This window comes from Streptomyces sp. NPDC059957, assembly GCF_042730015.1.
Lineage (GTDB): Bacteria > Actinomycetota > Actinomycetes > Streptomycetales > Streptomycetaceae > Streptomyces.
The window spans coordinates 68,988-87,586 of the sequence record NZ_JBHWMB010000036.1 but is presented as its reverse complement, the minus strand read 5'-3'; the positions used below and the strand labels follow the sequence as shown (position 1 = coordinate 87,586).

The window sequence follows — 18,599 nt, the reverse complement described above, 5'->3', positions numbered from 1 at the left end:
GGTCTGGTACCGCGCCGTGGTCCCCGTACGGCAGGCCCTGCGGCACGCGCTGCGCGTCGCCGAAGTCCGCGTGGAGGGCCCGGGAGTGGTCTCCGTCCTCGTCTACGGGGAACACCTCGCGGAGCTGCGCGCGGAGCCGGGGCAGTTCCTGCGCTGGCGGTTCCTCCAGCGGCGGCTGTGGCACACCGCGCTGCCGTTCTCGCTGTCGGCGCCGGTCCGCGGGAACACCCTGCGCATCACCGTGAAGGCGCTCGGCGGCCACTCCCGCCGGATCCGCCGGCTGCGCCCCGGCACCCGGGTCCTCGCCACCGGCCCCTTCGGGGCGCTCACCGCCGCCCGGCGGACCCGGACCAAGGTGCTGCTGATCGCCGGAGGGGTCGGGATCACCCCGATGCGGGCGCTGTTCGAGACCCTGCCCGGCGGGCCGGGGGACATCACCCTGCTCTACCGGGCGGGCGCCGAGGAGCACCTCGTCCTGCGCTCCGAGCTGGAGGCCATCGCCGCCGAACGGCAGGCCGGGCTGCACTACCTGCTCGGGCCGTCGGGCGCCGCCTTCGACCCGCTGGCTCCGCAGGCGCTGGCCGCGCTGGTCCCGGAGCTGGCCGAGCACGACGTGTACCTGTGCGGGCCGCCCGGGATGGCGGACGCCACGCAGTCGGCGCTGCTGCGGGCGGGGGTGCCGGCGGGGCGGATCCACGCGGAGTGCTTTGGGCTCTGAGCCCGCGCCAGGCCGGCCGCCGCGGCCGGCCGCCGCGGTCGGTCCCGCTTCCGTCGTCGCCGCCTTCGCGGCCGAGGCCGCCCCTTCAGGCGGCCGAGCCCGCTTCCGCATCCGCTTCCCGAGAGGTCGCCGCCCCGTGCGTCACCCGTTGCACGTCACCCTGCCCGTGTCCCTTGCCGCTGCGCGGGGCTCGTCCCCTACCCGCCCTTCGCCCGTTCCCTGGGGCTCCGCCCCAGACCCCGGTCCTCAAACGCCGGACGGGCTGGGTTTGGCTGCGCCCGGCCCCGGCCCCGCCCCCGGGCTTCGGTTGCCGGAAGGGCTGGGTTTGGGTGCGCCCGCCCCCGCCCCCGCCCCCGGGCCCGGTTCCCGTCCCGGGCTTCGGGTGCCGGAGCGGCCGCCGTCCGTTTCCGCGGCCGCGGCACGGCATCGCAAGCCCCGTAGTTCTCCGGCGCGGGCGGTGCTGGCCGCGCTGGGTTCCGTACCGCCGGCCAGGCGGCTCGCGGCCGGGCTCGGGCTGGCCAGCGTGCTGGCGGCGAGCGTGCTGACGGCGGCGGTGGATCCCTCGGCTCCCGCGGCTCCGGACCGGGCTCCGGCCGGGCGAAGCTCAACCTTTGCGCAAGTTTCCGGGGATTGATGGCCGCTGCACCCAACCCCTCCATAGGGTCGGGCCGTGCCTGACATATCGACAACCATGATCATCGTGCTGTGCGTGGCCGCCGCGGCGGCCGGCTGGATCGACGCCGTCGTGGGCGGCGGCGGACTGCTGCTCCTGCCCGCGTTGCTCCTCGGCCTGCCGAACGCCCATCCCGCCACCGTCCTCGGCACCAACAAGGCCGTGTCCATCGTGGGGACCTCCGGTGCGGCCGTGTCGTACCTGCGCAAGACCTCGGTGGACGTGAAGCTCGCCGTCCGCATCGGCCTCGCCGCGCTCGCCGGCTCGATGGGCGGGGCCGCACTGGCCGGCGGCATCAGCAAGGACGCGCTGCGCCCGCTGATCATGGTGGTCCTGGTGGTCGTCGCGGGCTTCGTCCTCTTCCGCCCCGGCTTCGGCGTCGCTCCCGGAGCCGCCCCCGCCGGCCGGCGGCGCGTCCTGCTCGCCATCGCCCTGGCCGGCCTCGGCATCGGCTTCTACGACGGGCTCATCGGCCCCGGCACCGGCACCTTCCTGGTGCTGGCGCTGACGGCCCTGCTCCACCTCGACCTGCTCACCGCCTCCGCCACGGCGAAGATCGTCAACGTGTGCACCAACGCCGGGGCGCTCGCGATGTTCGCGTACCAGGGCATGGTGCTGTGGCAACTGGCCGCCCTGATGGCCGTGTTCAACCTGACCGGTGGCGTGATCGGTGCCCGGATGGCACTGAAGAAGGGCAGCGGCTTCGTCCGCGGAGTGCTCCTGACGGTCGTCGGCGGCCTGGTGCTGAAGCTGGGATTCGAACAATGGGGCTGACCTGGGACGCGGACGGTCCGGTGCGCGGCCGGGGGATAAAGTTGCCCACGTGCCCCACCTTGAGATATCCGACCTGATCACCGTCACCGATCCGCTCAGCGGGGCGCGACTGCCGGTGCACCGGGGTGATGTGGTCCGCCGGCTCGACGAGGCCGGGGACCGGCGCGCGGCCCGGATCGTCGCCGGACTGCCGGCGGGCCCGGACGACGTGCTCGACCCGCTCGCCGTGGACCGGCTGATGATCGGCGTCCACACCGAGCTGCAGCGGCTCAGCGAGGAACTGCGCATCGGGGAACGGCTGGTGCACATCCTGGACCCGCTGTTCGAGGCCATCCGCGAGATCGCGGGCCGCCGCGGCCGGTTCCGCCTGGTCGACATCGGATCCGGGCTCGGCTACCTCGTCCGCTGGCTGGCGTCCACCGGCGCCCTCGGCCCGAACGTCGAGCTGATCGGCGTCGACCTCGACGCCGCCCTCGTCGCCGAGGCCGACCGGCTGGCCCGCGCCGAGGGACTCGACTGCCGGTTCGTCCACGGCAACGCCTTCGACCTCCCGGAGGTCGCCACCGTCTACGTCTCCACCGGGGTGCTCCACCACTTCCGCGGCCCCGCGCTCGCGGAGTTCTTCGAGGCACAGGCCGACTCCCAGGCCCTCGCCTTCTGCCACTTCGACATCGCCGCCACCCGGCTGGCACCCGTGGGCGCCTGGATGTTCCACCGCGCCCGGATGCGCCATCCGCTCGGCCGCCACGACGGGGTCGCCTCCGCCCGGCGCGCCCATTCGGACGAAACCCTGCTGCGCGCCGCGACCGTACCGGGCATCCGGCCGCTGCTCTACGAACCCCGGGGTCTGTCCAACCCCTTCTGCACCACCCTGCGCCCGGTCCTCGGCATCCGCCCCTACCTGGAGGACCCGCTGCGCCAGGCCCTCGGCCGCACCTCCCACCGGCTCGTGGGCGCGGAGCACCTGACCCGCGGCGGACCGCCGAGGCACGACGCCGCGTCCTGGTCCGCGTCCGCCTCTGGCCCCGCCTCCGCCTCCGGGGCGGGGGCCGCGCGATGAACCCGGTCCTGCCGCTCGCCGTCCTCGGCCTCGTCGACGCGGCATTCAGCGGCTTCCGCGCCTACGCCGGCCGGGACGCCCGCATCCGCAAGCACCGTGCCGTCGTGCGCGCGTCCCTGCGCGGGCTGGCGGTCGGCTCCGTCCTGCTGCTGGCCCCGGCCCTCACGGCGGGCGCCGTCCTGCTGCTCGCCGAGGACACCGACCGGGCGTACGGGGTCCTCGCCGACGGCGGGACCGGCTTCCTCGTCCCGCTCGGCGTCTACGCCCTCGCCGTGGGGCTCTCGCTCGCCGCCTACTTCGCGCTGCCGTTCCGGGCCAGCACCCTCGCCGTGGTCGTCGGGCTCGGACCGCTGACCCTGGCCCGGCCGCTGGTCGTGGCCGCGGCCTGCGCCGGTGCGCTCCTCGCCGGGGGCGGCTGGACCTCGCTCCTGGTGGGAGCCGTGGCGGGCGCAGCGGTCCTGTGCGTCGAGCCGTACGTCCACCGCCGCTGGTACGCGGTCCCCGTCTAGCCCGTCTGGCCCGTCTCTTCCGGACGGTGCTTGGCTCCGCAGGCCCGGGCCGCCGCGAGGAGGAACAGTCCGCAGGCCGTCACGAGCAGCCAGCCGGGCCGGGACGCCTTGGCGAGGCCGTCCGGGCCGGCGCCCGCGGCCAGGGCCCCCGCGACCGCGATGCCGACCGCCGATCCGACCTGCCGGGCGGTGGAGGTGACCGCCCCGGCCACACCGGCGCGGGACGGCGGCAGTCCGCCGACCGCGGTATGGGTGAGCGGGGCGGCGAACCCCACTGGGTCGGCCCCGCCGAAGGCGAGGTGGTGGAGATCCTGCACCTGTTCGGACCCCACGGCGACCAGGCGGTCGTCCGTACCGGCTAGGCCGGGCTGGGCCGGGCCGGGCGGTGCCCGGCTAGTACGTGCCCGTCAGGTGGGCGAAGACGACCACGTTGCCCTGGTAGCCGGTGCGCGGGGAGAAGCCCCCGCCGCAGGTGATGACGCGGAGCTCGGCGCGCGGCGAGGACCCGTACACGCGGGAATCGGGGAAGGCCTTGGCGTCGTAGACCTCCACCGCGTGGACGGTGAACACGGCCGTACGCCCGTCGGCGCGGGCGATCTCGATCTGGGCCCCCCGGCGCAGCGCGCCGAGGTGGTAGAAGACCGCGGGCCCCGCGGCGTCGTCCACGTGCCCGGCGACGACCGCCGTGCCGGTGGCGCCCGGGGTGGTGCCCTCGCGGTACCAGCCCGCCAGGTCCCGGCGGGCTGGCGGCGGCACTTCGAGACTGCCGTCGGCCTGCAGCCCCAGCCCGGTGAGCGGGGCGTCCACCCGGATGGACGGGATCCGGATCCGGGTGGGCGGGGAACCGGGGAGCGCGGCGATGGCCCCGGGGAACCGGGCCTGGGCACTCAGCGCCTCACCGGGGGAGGGCAGCGGAGGCCGGACGGGCTCGCTGGAGCCGCTGCCGATGAGCCAGACGCCGATGCAGGCGGCCAGCGCGACGAGCCCGCCGCCGCGGGCGCGGGCGCGGCGTGCCTCTGCCTCCATGCGGCCCCCTCGGCTTGGTGACGTGGTGACTGGCCGTCGCCCGGCCCCGCGAACGGGGGGGACCTCGCGGGGCGGGCGACGGGGGACGGTACCGGTCGGACCGCGGCCGGAGCCGCGGTGGGCGTCCGTCAGTTCCGCGTGCCGCTCGCCCGGCGACGCAGGAACCAGGTACCGCCGACGGCGGTTGCGGCCAGCACTGCCGCTCCCGCCGCGATCTTGGCGGGGTCGGTGGTGGTGGTCGTGCCACCGCCCACCCCGGTGCGCACGTGGCCCTGGGGGGCCCGGTCGTGCTCGGTGACGATCAGGTCGCCGGTGGCGAACTTGCCGTTCGCGCAGGTGGCGCCGATCGCGTGGGTGCCGGGGTGGGTTCCGCGGGCGACCTGGAACTGTCCCACGACCACCTCCTTGTGGGTGCCCGGAACCAGCTTGAAGCGACCGCCTCCGACGGTGGTGGCGTCGCCCTCGGCGTGGCTGCCCGGGCCGCAGGCCTTCGTGTTCACCGTGACGGTGGTGCCGGGGGCGGCGGACTTGGGCCACACCTCCAGCGGGGCGAAGTCGCCGGCCGCGAAGCCCGTCATGCCGAAGCCCGTCATGCCCAGGTCCGCGGCGGCGACCGCACCGGCGACCGGGCCGGTGAACGCGGCGGCGGTCAGCGCGGTGGCGGTGAGCACGTGGGCGGTGCGTCGGCGCATGGGGGGTCTCCTGTGGACACGGGGTCGTGTTTCCGAGGTAACCCGGGAGTGGGGGCGGGCGCCTGCTGATGTGGTGTCAGATCGGCGGCGGGGGGTGGGGTTGGAGGGGTGTTCTCGCAGGTGGGGCGTAGTGAGGGGGCAATCGTGGGGCCCCACCCCGTCCGGGTGACGGTGGCCGCGCGGGTGCGGGTCGCCGCTGCGCGGAGCCCGTCCCCGCCCCGCCCTTTCTCCGTTTCCCGGGACTCCGCCCCGGCCCCCGCGCCTCAAACGCCGGCGGGTCAGGCCGGGGGGAGGGTGAGGGTGGCCGCGGCGCCGGTGGGGGTGGGGTTGGTGAGGGTGATCCGGGCGCCGATGACCTGGGCCTGGCCCAGGGCGATGGTCAGGCCCAGGCCCGTGCCCTGGCCGCGTTCGGTCGCGCCCGTCAGGAACCGCTGCGGGCCGTCCCGCAGCAGGGTCTCCGGGAAGCCCGGACCGTGGTCCCGGACGGTGACCGTGTTCCCGGCGACCGTCACGGTGATCGGGTCCCCGCCGTGCTTGCGGGCGTTGACCAGCAGGTTCGTCAGGATCCGTTCGAGGCGCCGGACGTCCGTGCGGACGCGGGCCGTGCCGTCGGCGGTGCCCAGGAGCTGTGCCTCCACCCCCGAGCGCCGGGTGACGGCCTCCACCAGCGGTCCGAGGAGGTGGACGTCCAGCTGGGCCACCTCCCGGTCCCCGTCCAGCCGGGCCACCTCCAGGAGGTCCTCCGTCAGGCCGCGCAGGGCCGCGACCCGGTCCCGCACCAGCTCGGTGGGCCGCCCCGGGGGGAGGAGCTCGGCGGCGGTGTGCAGACCGGTCAGCGGGGTCCGCAGCTCGTGCGCCACGTCCGCCGTGAACCGCTGCTCCGCCACCAGCCGCCGCTGCAGGCTCGCCGCCATCGTGTCGACCGCCGCGGACAGTTCGGCCACCTCGTTCCGCGTCCCCGGCACGCCCGACGGGCCGATCCGCGCGTCCAGTTCACCCGTGCTGATCCGCCGGGCGGTCTCGGCCGCGGACCGCAGGTCCTTGCTCAGCCGGCTGGCCAGCGCCGCCCCGCCGGTCGCGGCGAGAGTGACGACGACCACCCCGAAGGCCATCAACTTCTGGTCGAGTTCCCATAGTTCTGCCTGTTCCTCCGTCAGTGGCTGCCGTACGGAGAGCACTTGGTCGCTGCCGACGGGCCGGGCGGCCCACACCGCCGGGTGGGGGCCGCGCAGGTCGAGGTAGGTGGTGCGCTGCCCGGAGAGGGCGGCCTGCCGCAGGGGCTCCGGCAGGGTCGGACAGTTGAGGCGCGCGTCGGCCTCCCCGACCTTGTCGAAGTCCAGTTGGCCCGTGAGCTCGTACACCTGCCGCACCCGGACGAGCTGCGCGAGGGCGCTCTTGCGCGCCGCGTCGGCCACCTGGTCCGCGCGGGCCTCGTGGATCAGGACGCCGATGGTGAGCGCGACGAGCGAACAGCCGACGGCGAGCAGGACGGCGATCTTCCACCGCAGGCCGAGGGAGTGCACGAGCCGGCGGCAGCGCAGCAGGGAGCCCTTCACCTGGCGGCCTGCGGCGTGGGGGCCGGTGATTCGGAGCCGGTCGGCCGCGGGGCCGGGCACTCGCCGGGGTGGGAGCCGGAGCCCCGGCCGGAGACGGCGTTGCCGAACCTGTGCTCGTCGCTGAGCATCCTCATCCGCTGGCCGTCCCAGTGGTAGCGGATGTCGTGTGCGGATCCGTCCTCCTCGGTGGTGCGGACCAGCAGGTCGGTGCCGAGGACCTCGGCGCTCATCCGCCGGCCGCTGGTGAACAGGATCGGCACGATCTTCCCGCCGGCCGCGGTGTAGACGCTCAGCACCGAACGCCCCGTCTGGGTGTCGGCGGCGACGATCAGCTCGGGTTGCCCGTCGCCCGTCAGGTCCGCGAACCGGGCCGGCCGGACCCCCGCCTTGCCGGGACCCTCGATCCTCTTCCCGTCGCCGAAGCGCTTCATCGCCTTGTCCGCGCGGAGCACGGCCATCACGTCGACCTTCTCGATCCCCTCCGGTCCCACGGCGGGGCCGCCGTCGAGCGGCTGCGGCGGCGGCACCCGGCCGGCCACCGCCGTCCCGCCGGAGCTCGGTGGATCGGTCCACGAGGGCCACAGCGGAGTCGGCTGGGGCTGGGGTGACACGGGTTGTACGACCTCGCGGTGCCCGATCCCCCCGGGTGCGCCGCAGCCGCCCAGGCCGATGCAGAGCAGGGCGGCTGCGGTGAGGCTGCGGCGGGTCGGTCGAGTCATGGAGGCGGAACCGTCGGGTGGTGGGGGAGGGCGGGGCGTGGGGAGGCAGACTGACGGTAGACGGCGTCGGTCACGGAGGCCGGGCGGTTGTGTAACAGCGGTGCGTATGCGGGCTCCCGCGGCCGAAGTCGGGACCTTCGGCCCGGCCCGCGGCCGGTGGGAGTCCGGTCAGCAGCTCAGTCTGAAGCGAGGGAGGCCCGCATGACATCGGCCGATCGGCCGGAAGGCCACGCCGAAGGAACGGTTCCGCAGGAGGGGAGGGCCGAGGAGCTCCCGTTCTTCGTCTACGGCACCCTGCGCCCCGGCGAGGTCAACCACGACCTGTTCCTGCGCGGCCGCACGGCCGCCGAGGAGCCGGCCCGCCTCCCGGACGCGGCCCTGTACGAGGGCCCCGGATACCCGTACGCCGTGGACCGTCCCGGCTCCGCCATAGCCGGAGAGCTGATCACCCCGGCCCCCGGCGCCTACGGGGAACTCCTCGCGGCCCTCGACCTGCTGGAGGAGTACGAGGGCCCCGGTCACCCCGCCAACATCTACGACCGCGCCGCCCGCGAGGCCCTGCGCCCCGACGGCACCCCGGTCCGCGCCTGGGTCTACCTCGCCGCCCCACCCCTGGCCCACCGCCTGGCCCGCTCCGGCACCCCCATCCCGGGCGGCGACTGGCTGCGCCGGTGAGGCGCCGGCCGGTGAGCCGCTAGTGCTGTGACCGGGAAGGTTCACCGGGTCGCGACGCCCGGCACGGCGCCTCGCCGCGTTGTCGGACCCCGGAAGTACGTCCGGTACGAGCCGTGGCCCTCCGCCTTGCGATGCACCGCACCGGACGCCGCGACCCGGCAAACCTTCCCGGCCGCAGCACTAGAGGCCTTCCGCGCCGCGGTTGCGCAGGCGCCGGCCGTACTGCTGGAGGACCCACAGCTCTTCCTGGACCGCCGCCAGCTGCTCCGGTGCGTCCTGGTGGCCGAGGCGGGCCAGGGTGCCCTGGATCTCGTGGACCCGGCGGTCGACCGCGCGGAGGCGGACCTGGACCAGCTGGACCCCGGCGTAGACCTCGTCCACGGTCTTCGCGTGGATGGCTTCGACGACGAGCTCGGTGACCAGCGCGCGGACGGTGTCGTTCGGCGCGGCGTCCCGGACCCGGGGCAGGTAGTCCTCGGTGCCGAGCGAGGCGCCGCCGGCGTCCAGGATGGCCTGGCGCACGGCCGCGTAGGGCGGGGCCGTGAACTCGTCCATCCCGTACGCGTCGAAGGCGGGGGAGACCAGGGCGGGGCGCTGGAGCGCCAGCTTGAGCAGCTCGCGCTCGGTGATGTGGGCCGGGCTGCGCAGGTTCAGCGCGGGGCCCGTGGGGTTGGCGGACGGCGCCGGGATGTCCTCGTACGAGTGACCGGAGTGACCGGAGTGGCCGGAGTGGCCGCCGTGGCCGGACTGGCCCCGGCGCTGCTGCTGGGGCTGGTTGCCGCGCTCCCGGGCCCAGCGGTCGAGCTGGGCGATCCGCTTGACCACGAACTGCTCGTCGCGCATGCCGAGCATGCCCGCGAGCTGGACCGCCGACTCGTGCTGGATCGCGACGTTCTTGATCTTCTTGATGATCGGGGCGGCTTCCTCCAGCGCGGCCGCCCGCCCCGCCGGGTTCTCCAGGTTGTGCCGGGCCACGATGTGCTTCAGCGCGAACTCGAACAGCGGGGTGCGGGCCTCGACCAGCCCCGATACGGCCGCGTCGCCCTTGGCCAGGCGCAGGTCGCAGGGGTCCATGCCGCCGGGGGCGATGGTGATGGAGGTCTCCGCGGCGAACTTCTGGTCATCTTCGAAGGCCCGCAGCGCGGCCTTCTGCCCGGCCGCGTCCCCGTCGAAGGTGAAGATCACCTCGGCGGTCGCGTTGTCCATGAGCAGCCGGCGCAGGATCTTGATGTGGTCGCCGCCGAAGGCGGTGCCGCAGGTGGCGATCGCGGTGGTGACCCCGGCCATGTGACAGGCCATGACGTCGGTGTAGCCCTCGACCACGACGGCCCGGGAGGTCTTGGCGATCTCCTTCTTGGCCAGGTCGATGCCGTACAGCACCTGGGACTTCTTGTAGATCGCCGTCTCGGGCGTGTTCAGGTACTTGGGGCCGTTGTCGTCGTCGCGCAGTTTGCGCGCGCCGAAGCCGACGACCTCGCCGCTGATGTCGCGGATCGGCCACATCAGCCGGCCGCGGAAGCGGTCGATGGGCTTCCCGCTGCGGCTGTCCTGGGACAGGCCCGAGGTGATCAGTTCCTTGTCGCTGAAGCCCTTGCCGCGCAGGAAGCGCGTCAGGTGGTCCCATCCGGCCGGGCTGTAGCCGACGCTGAAGTGCTGGGCGGCGGCCTGGTCGAAGCCGCGCTCGGCCAGGAACTTGCGGCCGATCTCCGCTTCGGCGCTGCCGAGCTGGTCCATGTAGAACTCGGCCGCGGCCTTGTTCGCCTCGACCAGCCGGATCCGCTCGCCGCGCCCGCTGCTGCCGGCGGTGTAGCCGCCCTCTTCGTACCGCAGGGTGATGCCGGCCAGGCCGGCGAGCCGCTCCACCGCCTCCGAGAAGGAGAGGTGGTCGATCTTCATGACGAAGTCGAGGGTGTCCCCGCCCGCCTGGCAGCCGAAGCAGTGGTAGAAGCCCTTGCTGGGGCTGACCTGGAAGGACGGGGACTTCTCGTCGTGGAAGGGGCAGAGGCCCTTGAGGTTGCCGCCGCCCGCGTTGCGCAGCTGGAGGTACTCGGAGACCACGGCGTCGATCGGGACCGCGTCCCGTACCGCCTTCACGTCGTCGTCGTTGATCCGTCCTGCCACCGCGCCAGTCTACGGCCGGGCGGAGACAATCCCGTCAGGCCCCTTCCGCCGGAACCAGGGCCGAAAGCGGAATCGACGGATCCGCCAGCTTCTCCCGGTCCACGGGCGCCTTCGACCTGATCAGGGCCTGGATGTCCTCGGTGACGTCCCACACGTTCACGTTCATCCCGGCCAGCACCCGGCCGTCCGAGAGCCAGAAGGCGATGAACTCCCGCTTGCCCGCGTCCCCGCGGATCAGCACCTGGTCGTAGCCCCCCGCCGGGGCGTACCCCGAGTACTCCAGGCCCACGTCGTACTGGTCGGAGAAGAAGTACGGCACCCGGTCGTACGAGACCTCCTGCCCGAGCATCGCCCGCGCGGCGGCCGGACCGCCGTTGAGCGCGTTCGCCCAGTGCTCCACCCGCAGCCGGGCCCCCAGCACCGGGTGGTGCGCGGCCGCCACGTCGCCGACCGCGAAGACGTCCGGGTCGGAGGTGCGCAGCGAGGCGTCCACGGCGATCCCGCCCCCGTGTTCCCGGTCGACCAGGGCCAGGCCCGAGGTCTCCGCCAGCGCGGTCCGCGGGGCGGCCCCGATCGCGGCGAGGACCGCGTGCGCCGGGTGCTCCTCCCCGTCGTCCGTACGGGCCGCCAGCACCATGCCGTCGTGCCCGACGATCTCCGTGAGGTGGGAGCCGAAGTGGAAGCGGACCCCGTGCTCGGTGTGCAGGTCGGCGAAGAGCCGGCCGACCTCCGGACCGAGCACCGCGTGCAGCGGGGTCGGCGCAGGCTCGATCACGGTGACCTCGGCCCCGTACCCGCGGGCCGCCGCCGCGACCTCCAGGCCGATCCAGCCGGCGCCCGCGATCAGCAGGTGCCCGTTGTCCCGGCCCAGGCCCGCCAGGGCCCCCCGCAGCCGCTCCGCGTGCGAGAGCCGGCGCAGGTGGTGCACCCCGACCAGCTCGGTGCCCGGGATGTCCAGCCGGCGCGGTTCGGCGCCGGTGGCGAGCAGCAGCTTGTCGTAGGGCAGCGCCGTGCCGTCGCCGAGGACCACCTTCTTGGCGTCCCGGTCGAGGTGGACCGCGGGCTGGCCGAGGTGCAGCTCGATGTCGGAGGCCGCGTACCAGGACGGCTCGTGCACGAAGACGCTCTCGCGCTCCTCCTTGCCCGCCAGGTACCCCTTGGAGAGCGGCGGCCGCTCGTACGGATGCTCACGTTCGTCGCCGATCAGGATCACCCGCCCGGTGAACCCCTCGGACCTCAGCGTTTCGGCCGCCTTAGCCCCGGCGAGCCCTGCGCCGACGATGACGAACGTCCGGTGTGCGTCGACCACCTGATGCCTCCTCATAACCTCTGCGCCACATGCGGGCACATGCGAGCGTCCCGCACCGAGCCTGCCGCGTGAAGGGGGAATGGCCCGATCGGCTCACCCTTCGGCGCGTCGCGCGCGCTGGGTGAGGCGGGCGTGCAGGGAGCGGGCGGAGGCGTCGGTGAGGGCTGCGATCTGGTCCACGACCGCCCGCTTCCTGGCCCGGTCGTCCGGGGCCGCGTCGAAGATCGCGCGGAACTGCGGGTCCAGGCCCTCGGGCGCGCGGGCGCTGACGGCCTCCGCCAGCTCGGCCAGAATGATGCGCTGATCGGCTCGGATCCGCTCCTGCTCGTCGCGCTGCATGACGTACAGGTCGGCCACCGCCTTCAGTACGGCGCACTCGTTGCGGGCCTCGCGCGGCACCACCAGCTCCGCCGCGTACCGGGTCAGCCGGCCGGTCCCGTACGCCTGCCGGGTGGCGCCCTCGGCGGCCAGGCAGAAACGGCCGATCAGCTGGCTGGTCGCGTCCTTCAGCCGGGCCTGGGCCACGGCCGAGCCGTCGTACCCGTGCGGCCACCACTCCTGCTCCATCAAGCGGTCCAGGGCCGCGCGCAGTTCCTCCGGCTCGGTGTCGAAGGGCACGTACCGGCCGATCGCCACGCGCCAGATCTCGGTCCGCTCGGGCTCGGCGAACAGCATGTTCGGGTCGAGGTGGCCGGCGTGCAGGCCGTCCTCGAAATCGTGCACCGAGTACGCCACGTCGTCCGACCAGTCCATGACCTGCGCCTCGAAGCACTTGCGGTCCGCGGGCGCGCCGCGGCGCAGCCATTCGAAGACCGGCAGGTCGTCCTCGTACGCGCCGAACTTCACCGAGCCCGGGTCGGTGGGGTGGTCCCCGCGCGCCCAGGGGTACTTGGTGGCGGCGTCCAGGCAGGCCCGGGTGAGGTTGAGCCCGACGCTGACCAGCTCGCCGCTCGCCGGATCGGGGACGAACCGCTTGGGCTCCAGCCGGGTCAGCAGGCGCAGCGACTGGGCGTTGCCCTCGAAGCCGCCGCAGTCCTTGGCGAACTCGTTGAGCGCCTCCTCGCCGTTGTGGCCGAAGGGCGGGTGACCCATGTCGTGCGACAGGCAGGCGGCTTCGACCAGGTCGGGATCGCAGCCGAGCGCGGCGCCGAGCTCGCGGCCGACCTGGGCGCATTCGAGGGAGTGCGTCAGCCGGGTACGAGGACTCGCGTCCCAGTCGTACGAACGCGTCCCCGGAGTCACCACCTGGGTCTTCCCGGCGAGCCTGCGCAGGGCGGCGGAGTGCAGCACGCGGGCCCGGTCGCGCTGGAAGGCGGTCCGCCCGGGCCGCTTGTCGGGCTCGGTGGCCCAGCGCTCGGTATCGGCGGGCTCGTACGGCTCGCCGGGCAGGTCGAGACCGGGTCGGACAGGTGCGGTGGTGCCTTCCATGCCTTCCATGGTCCAAACCGTAGCCGCACCGACCGACAAGACGAGTCAAGAGGAGCAATCCGAGCGATCGCGGACCAACCGGGCCGTTACGCGGTGGCCAGTTCGAGCGGGTGCTCCCGCGCTACGGGCGCTGCGAGCGCGGCGGCGGCTTCGTCGTAGCGCTGCAGCACCAGGCGGGCCAGCGCCGGATGGGCGCCCAGCGGGGCGGCGGCCGGACCCGGTGCGGCGGCGGCGCTCGCGGTGGCGAAGCGGCCCGGGGCGGTGAAGTAGGAGGCGACCGCGACCCGGTGGAGGCCCCGCGCGGCCAGCGCCCGTACGGCGGCGGGCACTCCGGGCGCGGTGCCCGAGGCGTAGGCGGCCACCACGGGCACGTGGCCGAGCCGTTCCGAGAGCAGGTCGGCGGTGGCCCGCACATCGGCGGCGGAGTCGGGGTCGCGGGACCCTGCGGCGGCCAGCACCACCGCCGACCCGGCGCTCCAGCCGGCCTCCACGAGCCGCTCGTACAGGGCCTCGACGAGCAGCGGATGCGGCCCGAGCGGGGCGGCGACGCGGGTCCGCAGGTGCCCGGCGCGGGCGGCGGCGGCCGGCAGGTCCCGCTTGACGTGGGTCCCGCGGCCGAGCAGCAGCGGCACCAGGACGGCGGCCCCGGCGGCCCGTTCGGGCGCGAGGGTGTGGTCCAGCAGCGGGTGGTTCAGCTCGATGTGACCGAGCCGGACGTCGAGGCGGGGGCGGAGCTCGCGGACCCGTTCGAGCAGGGCTTGGACGGTGTGGAGGGCACGCGGATCGCGGCTGCCGTGGGCCACGGCGACGAGGGCGGGCTGCTGCATGGGGGGACTCCTGCGTGGTGTCGGGGGCGCAGACCGCTGAGCTGCGTACCGAGCTGGGCGGTGATCCGGGTCAGCAGCTCCGCCGTGGTCGCGGGCGGCAGCGGGGGCAGGGGGAAGGGCGGGGGCGGTGTCAGGGACTCGGGAGGGTGCGCCGGCTCCGTCATGAACCGATCCTGCGCGCGGCAGGTTGCCGCTGCGTTGCGCCGGGGTGACGGGTGTTTTCCGCCTGCTCACAGGGGGGTGGACGGCGGGGGGATCTTCCAGCCCCTCCGGCGCTTGAGGAGCGGGCTCCGGGGCGGAGCCCCGGGGAACGGTGGAAGGGTGGGTGGGGGACAGCTCCCGCAGGCCCCCCCCGCGTCGGGGGCGGCGTACGCGGAGAGGCGGTGACCTCGGGGAAACCGCCGGGGGCGTACGCGCGTCCGTAGTCGACAGGACCATCCAGAGGGGCACTGCATTGAAGCGCGCAGCGGTACGTGATCTGTTCGGAGCGACCCGGGGCCGGCTGAAGGCCGTACGGGGCCGGTTGGGGGCCGTGCGGATCCGTGTGCCGCGCACCGTACGGGCCAGGCGGCGGGCCGTGCAGGTGGTGATGGCGGCCTGCGTGCTGGCCCTGCTGCCCTCGGCGTGGACGCACGCGTCCGCCGGACCCCGGCTGCGGACCACCGCCGACGCGCCCGCCGCCGAGGTGGCGATGGTGTTCGGCGCCGGGCTGCTGTGGAACGGCCGCCCGACCCCGTACCTCCGCGACCGGCTGGACGCCGCCGTCGAGCTCTACCGCGCGGGCAGGGTCAAGGTCGTCCTGGTCACCGGGGACAACAGCCGCACCGAGTACGACGAGCCCGACGCGATGCGCACGTACCTGACGGAACACGGAGTGCCGGACGGCCGGATCGTCAGCGACTACGCCGGCTTCGACTCGTGGGACTCCTGCGTCCGGGCCAAGGAGGTCTTCGGGGTGCACCGGGCGGTGCTGATCAGCCAGGGGTTCCACATCCGCCGGGCGGTCGCGCTGTGCCGGGCCGCGGGGGTGGATTCGTACGGGGTCGGGGTGGACGACGTGCACGACGCGACCTGGTACTACGGCGGCGCGCGCGAGGTCTTCGCGGCGGGCAAGGCCGCGATGGACGCCGTGCTCAAGCCGGAGCCGCGCTTCCTGGGGCCGAAGGAGGAGGGGGTGTCGCGGGCGCTGGCCTCTCTGGCAGACTGACGCGACCGTCACCATATGCCGATTAGGCATATGGCAATCAGTCGTAAGCGTCAGGGGTGTGGAACCGTGGCTGTTGTGGATCTGAGCGGCAAGGTCGTCGTCATCACCGGCGGGGCCCGCGGCCTCGGCGCGGCGGCCGCGCAGGCCGTTGTGGACGGCGGCGGCAAGGTGCTGATCACCGACGTCCTGGAGGCCGAGGGCGCCGAGAAGGCGGCCGAGCTCGGCGACGCGGCGCGCTTCCTGCGCCACGACGTCACCAGCGAATCCGACTGGGACGCGGCCCTCGCCTTCGCCCTCGCCGAGTTCGGCCGCATCGACGGTCTGGTCAACAACGCCGGCATCGCCACCGGCCAGTTCCTGGAGCACGAGAGCGTCGAGCACTTCCGCAAGGTCGTCGAGATCAACCTCGTCGGCGTCTTCATCGGCATCAAGGCCGCCATCCCGCTGATGCGGGAGAACGGCGGCGGCTCCATCGTCAACATCTCCTCCGCCGCCGGCCTCACCGGCCTCGCCCTGACCGCCGGCTACGGAGCCTCCAAGTGGGGCGTGCGCGGACTGTCGAAGATCGGCGCGGTGGAGCTCGCGGAATCCCGGATCCGCGTGAACTCCGTACACCCCGGCATGACGCTCACCCCCATGACGGCCCCGGTCGGCATCCAGGCGGGCGAGGGCAACTACCCCGGCGCCCCCCTCGGCCGCGTCGGCCTCCCCGAGGAGATCGCCGCCGCCGTCGCCTTCCTCCTCTCGGACGCCGCGAGCTACATGACCGGAGCCGAGCTCGCCGTCGACGGCGGCTGGACGGCCGGCCTCACGGTGAAGTACCTGACGGGCCAGTGACCCGGCCCCGGCACCCCGGCGGATATTCGGGTGCCCGCCGCCGGGGCGCCGGGCTACGGTCCGCCCCGTGGACCACGACGCACCCCTCGTACGCGAGGTCTTCCCCGGGCGGGGCATGCTGATCCTCGACGTCGTCGACGGACGGATCGTGTACGTCGAGATCCTCGACCGGCCCCCGCTGCGCAGGGCCTCACCGGAGCCACCGGGGCGCGCTGAGGCAGAGCACGCGGACTTGTAACGCGGCGCGGCGGCCCGCGTAACACCGCCGACGCACGCTGGGCTCCATGCACACCTCGGACTCCGCCACCGCCACGCACTGTCCGTACTGCGCGCTGCAGTGCGGCATGAACCTGCGCCCCGAACCGGGAGCGGTCGGCGGCGTGGCGGTGGAGGAGCGTGCCGACTTCCCCGTGAACCGGGGCGCGCTGTGCGGCAAGGGCCGCACCGCCCCCGCCGTGCTCTCCTCCCGGGTGCGCCTCACCGAGCCGCTCGTCCGCACCCACGCCGGGCGGCTGGAACCGGCCACCTGGGAGGAGGCCCTCGACGCCGTCGCCGAGGGCCTCGCCCGCACGCGGCGGTCGTACGGGGCCGACGCGGTCGGGGTGTTCGGCGGCGGCGGGCTGACCAACGAGAAGGCGTACGCCCTCGGGAAGTTCGCCCGCATCGCGCTGGGGACCTCGCAGATCGACTACAACGGCCGGTTCTGCATGTCCTCGGCCGCCGCCGCGCACCAGCGGGCCTTCGGGCTCGACCGGGGGCTGCCCTTCCCGCTGGAGGACATCCCCCGGACCGGCTGCGTCATCCTCGTCGGCTCCAACCCCGCCGACACCATGCCGCCGGCCCTGCGCTTCTTCCGGGAGCTCCGCGAGAACGGCGGCACGCTCATCGTGGTGGACCCGCGCCGCACGCGCACCGCCGAACAGGCCGACCTGCACCTGGCCCCGCGCCCCGGCACGGACCTGGCGCTGGCGCTCGGCCTGCTGCACCTGGTGGTGGCGGGCGGGCACACCGACGAGGAGTTCATCGCGGAGCGCACCACGGGCTGGGAGGAGGCCCGGGCCGGCGCGATGGCGCACTGGCCGGAGCTGGTGGAGCGCATCACCGGCGTGCCGGTGCCGAAGCTCCGCGAGGCGGTGGCGATGTTCTGCGCCCCCGAATCCGCGATGGTGCTCACCGCACGCGGCCCCGAGCAGCAGTCCAAGGGTGTCGACACCGTCGGGGCCTGGATCAACCTCTGCCTCGCCACCGGCCGGGCCGGCCGGCCGCTCTCCGGCTACGGCTGCCTCACCGGTCAGGGCAACGGCCAGGGCGGCCGCGAACACGGCCAGAAGGCCGACCAGCTCCCCGGCTACCGCAAGCTGACCGACCCGGCGGCCCGGGCCCACGTCGCCGGGGTCTGGGGGATCGACCCCGACACCCTCCCCGGCCCGGGCCGCAGCGCGTACGAACTCCTCGACGCGCTCGGCTCGGACGTCAAGGCCCTCCTCCTGATGGGCTCCAACCCGGTGGTCTCGGCCCCCCGCGCCGGCCACATCGAGGAGCGCATCCGCTCCCTGGACTTCCTGGCCGTCGCCGACGTGGTCCTGTCCGAGACGGCGGCCCTGGCCGACGTGGTGCTCCCGGTCACCCAGTGGGCGGAGGAGACCGGCACCACCACCAACCTGGAGGGCCGCGTCCTGCTCCGCCGCCGGGCCCTCACCCCGCCGCCGGGGGTCCGCTCCGACCTGGAGGTCCTGCACGGCCTGGCCACCCGGCTGGGCATGCCGAAGGCCTTCCCGACCGACGCCGAGGAGGTCTTCGAGGAGCTGCGCCGCGCCTCGGCGGGCGGCCCGGCGGACTACTCGGGCATCACGTACGCCCGCATCGAAGCGGAACAGGGCGTCTTCTGGCCCTGCCCCGCTCCCGCACGGACGGCGGAGCCCGGTTCCGCCGCCGGGCCCCATCCCGGCACCCCGCGCCTCTTCCTGGACCGCTTCGCCACCGAGGACGGCCGGGCCCGCTTCGTGCCCGTCACCCACCGCGACGCCGCCGAGGTCCCGGACGCCGAGTACCCGCTCCTCCTCACCACCGGCCGGGTCGTCGCCCAGTACCAGTCGGGCGCGCAGACCCGCCGGGTGGACGAGCTCAACGAAGCCGCCCCCGGCCCCTTCGTGGAACTCCACCCCCGCCTCGCGGCCCGCATCGGCGCGGTCGACGGAACCCCCCTCGCGGTCACCTCCCGCCGCGGCCGCGCGGTCGCCCCGGCCCGCATCACGGACACGATCCGCGCGGACACCGTGTTCATGCCCTTCCACTGGCCGGGCGAGGGCCGCGCCAACACCCTGACCAACCCGGCGCTGGACCCGGTCTCCCGGATGCCGGAGTTCAAGGTCTGCGCGGTCCGCGTGGAGCCCGTGTGACCCTGGATGGCTCGTTTGGGTGAACGTGTGGTGCCATCGACGTGCGGTCAAATAGACGGTTGGCAGTGC

At 74.4% G+C, this 18,599-nt stretch carries 16 protein-coding genes and 2 pseudogenes; 9 read left to right on the top strand and 9 right to left on the bottom strand.

What is annotated here, in order from left to right; all coding sequences use genetic code 11:
- The 4 genes and pseudogenes from ACFWBW_RS24035 to ACFWBW_RS24020 form a co-directional block, all read left to right on the top strand.
- Positions 1–718: pseudogene (locus ACFWBW_RS24035) on the top strand (ferric reductase); the annotation flags it as partial.
- A gap of 670 nt (positions 719–1,388) precedes the next feature.
- Positions 1,389–2,165 (top strand): sulfite exporter TauE/SafE family protein, encoded by a 777-nt coding sequence (locus ACFWBW_RS24030; protein WP_385375738.1) that lies wholly within the window; start codon positions 1,389–1,391, stop codon positions 2,163–2,165.
- A 49-nt stretch (positions 2,166–2,214) separates the two neighbouring features.
- On the top strand, positions 2,215–3,225 hold the full coding sequence (locus ACFWBW_RS24025; protein WP_385375735.1) for a class I SAM-dependent methyltransferase: 1,011 nt from the start codon (positions 2,215–2,217) through the stop codon (positions 3,223–3,225).
- Positions 3,222–3,734: a hypothetical protein gene (locus ACFWBW_RS24020; RefSeq protein WP_385375732.1), complete on the top strand. Its 513-nt coding sequence runs from the start codon at positions 3,222–3,224 to the stop codon at positions 3,732–3,734. The genes ACFWBW_RS24025 and ACFWBW_RS24020 overlap by 4 nt, the downstream gene beginning before the upstream one ends.
- Here the strand turns inward: ACFWBW_RS24020 and ACFWBW_RS24015 are convergent.
- The 5 genes from ACFWBW_RS24015 to ACFWBW_RS23995 all read right to left on the bottom strand — a co-directional run bounded on the left by ACFWBW_RS24015 (position 3,731) and on the right by ACFWBW_RS23995 (position 7,727).
- Positions 3,731–4,066, bottom strand: a complete 336-nt coding sequence (locus ACFWBW_RS24015; protein ID WP_385375729.1) for a hypothetical protein — start codon at positions 4,064–4,066, stop codon at positions 3,731–3,733. The genes ACFWBW_RS24020 and ACFWBW_RS24015 overlap by 4 nt on opposite strands.
- Before the next feature lie 61 nt (positions 4,067–4,127).
- Positions 4,128–4,760, bottom strand: a complete 633-nt coding sequence (locus ACFWBW_RS24010) for a class F sortase (protein ID WP_385375726.1) — start codon at positions 4,758–4,760, stop codon at positions 4,128–4,130.
- 128 nt (positions 4,761–4,888) lie between these two features.
- Positions 4,889–5,452 carry a hypothetical protein gene (locus ACFWBW_RS24005; protein WP_385375723.1) on the bottom strand — a complete coding sequence of 188 codons (564 nt, stop codon included), beginning with the start codon at positions 5,450–5,452 and terminating at the stop codon, positions 4,889–4,891.
- A 278-nt stretch (positions 5,453–5,730) separates the two neighbouring features.
- Positions 5,731–7,008 (bottom strand): ATP-binding protein, encoded by a 1,278-nt coding sequence (locus tag ACFWBW_RS24000; RefSeq protein ID WP_385375720.1) that lies wholly within the window; start codon positions 7,006–7,008, stop codon positions 5,731–5,733.
- The gene (locus ACFWBW_RS23995; RefSeq protein WP_385375717.1) at positions 7,005–7,727 is read right to left on the bottom strand and encodes a hypothetical protein; all 723 of its coding nucleotides are present in this window, start codon (positions 7,725–7,727) and stop codon (positions 7,005–7,007) included. The genes ACFWBW_RS24000 and ACFWBW_RS23995 overlap by 4 nt, the downstream gene beginning before the upstream one ends.
- Before the next feature lie 201 nt (positions 7,728–7,928).
- Here ACFWBW_RS23995 and ACFWBW_RS23990 point away from each other — a divergent pair, with 201 nt between their 5' ends.
- The gene (locus ACFWBW_RS23990) at positions 7,929–8,402 is read left to right on the top strand and encodes a gamma-glutamylcyclotransferase family protein (RefSeq protein WP_385375715.1); all 474 of its coding nucleotides are present in this window, start codon (positions 7,929–7,931) and stop codon (positions 8,400–8,402) included.
- Positions 8,403–8,582: 180 nt separating this feature from the next.
- Here the strand turns inward: ACFWBW_RS23990 and dnaG are convergent, their stop codons facing one another.
- The 4 genes and pseudogenes from dnaG to ACFWBW_RS23970 form a co-directional block, all read right to left on the bottom strand.
- Positions 8,583–10,523 carry a DNA primase gene (gene dnaG / locus ACFWBW_RS23985; protein WP_385375712.1) on the bottom strand — a complete coding sequence of 647 codons (1,941 nt, stop codon included), beginning with the start codon at positions 10,521–10,523 and terminating at the stop codon, positions 8,583–8,585.
- 34 nt (positions 10,524–10,557) lie between these two features.
- Positions 10,558–11,832 carry an NAD(P)/FAD-dependent oxidoreductase gene (locus ACFWBW_RS23980; protein WP_385375709.1) on the bottom strand — a complete coding sequence of 425 codons (1,275 nt, stop codon included), beginning with the start codon at positions 11,830–11,832 and terminating at the stop codon, positions 10,558–10,560.
- A 93-nt stretch (positions 11,833–11,925) separates the two neighbouring features.
- The gene (locus tag ACFWBW_RS23975; protein ID WP_385375706.1) at positions 11,926–13,269 is read right to left on the bottom strand and encodes a deoxyguanosinetriphosphate triphosphohydrolase; all 1,344 of its coding nucleotides are present in this window, start codon (positions 13,267–13,269) and stop codon (positions 11,926–11,928) included.
- A gap of 77 nt (positions 13,270–13,346) precedes the next feature.
- Positions 13,347–14,251, bottom strand: a pseudogene (locus tag ACFWBW_RS23970) (sirohydrochlorin chelatase).
- 425 nt (positions 14,252–14,676) lie between these two features.
- On the opposite strand from ACFWBW_RS23970, the gene ACFWBW_RS23965 reads away from it, so the two are divergent.
- From ACFWBW_RS23965 to ACFWBW_RS23950, 4 genes are all read left to right on the top strand, one after another.
- On the top strand, positions 14,677–15,294 hold the full coding sequence (locus ACFWBW_RS23965; protein WP_385375761.1) for a vancomycin high temperature exclusion protein: 618 nt from the start codon (positions 14,677–14,679) through the stop codon (positions 15,292–15,294).
- 30 nt (positions 15,295–15,324) lie between these two features.
- A complete protein-coding gene (locus tag ACFWBW_RS23960) occupies positions 15,325–16,131 on the top strand; it encodes a glucose 1-dehydrogenase (protein WP_385375703.1) in 807 nt (268 codons plus the stop codon).
- A gap of 67 nt (positions 16,132–16,198) precedes the next feature.
- Complete coding sequence (locus tag ACFWBW_RS23955; RefSeq protein WP_385375700.1) at positions 16,199–16,369, top strand: hypothetical protein; 171 nt, start codon at positions 16,199–16,201, stop codon at positions 16,367–16,369.
- A gap of 46 nt (positions 16,370–16,415) precedes the next feature.
- Positions 16,416–18,530: a molybdopterin oxidoreductase family protein gene (locus ACFWBW_RS23950; protein ID WP_385375696.1), complete on the top strand. Its 2,115-nt coding sequence runs from the start codon at positions 16,416–16,418 to the stop codon at positions 18,528–18,530.
- The last annotated feature ends 69 nt before the right edge of the window (positions 18,531–18,599 follow it).

Excerpts from the sequence above, each read along its gene's own strand:
- ACFWBW_RS24005 (WP_385375723.1), bottom strand. The coding sequence starts at position 5,452 with ATGCGCCGACGCACCGCCCACGTGCTCACCGCCACCGCGCTGACCGCC.
- ACFWBW_RS23965 (WP_385375761.1), top strand. The coding sequence starts at position 14,677 with ATGGCGGCCTGCGTGCTGGCCCTGCTGCCCTCGGCGTGGACGCACGCG.
- ACFWBW_RS23990 (WP_385375715.1), top strand. The coding sequence starts at position 7,929 with ATGACATCGGCCGATCGGCCGGAAGGCCACGCCGAAGGAACGGTTCCG.
- ACFWBW_RS23995 (WP_385375717.1), bottom strand. The coding sequence starts at position 7,727 with ATGACTCGACCGACCCGCCGCAGCCTCACCGCAGCCGCCCTGCTCTGC.
- ACFWBW_RS23950 (WP_385375696.1), top strand. The coding sequence starts at position 16,416 with ATGCACACCTCGGACTCCGCCACCGCCACGCACTGTCCGTACTGCGCG.
- ACFWBW_RS23975 (WP_385375706.1), bottom strand. The coding sequence starts at position 13,269 with ATGGAAGGCATGGAAGGCACCACCGCACCTGTCCGACCCGGTCTCGAC.
- ACFWBW_RS23960 (WP_385375703.1), top strand. The coding sequence starts at position 15,325 with ATGGCAATCAGTCGTAAGCGTCAGGGGTGTGGAACCGTGGCTGTTGTG.
- ACFWBW_RS24010 (WP_385375726.1), bottom strand. The coding sequence starts at position 4,760 with ATGGAGGCAGAGGCACGCCGCGCCCGCGCCCGCGGCGGCGGGCTCGTC.
- ACFWBW_RS24020 (WP_385375732.1), top strand. The coding sequence starts at position 3,222 with ATGAACCCGGTCCTGCCGCTCGCCGTCCTCGGCCTCGTCGACGCGGCA.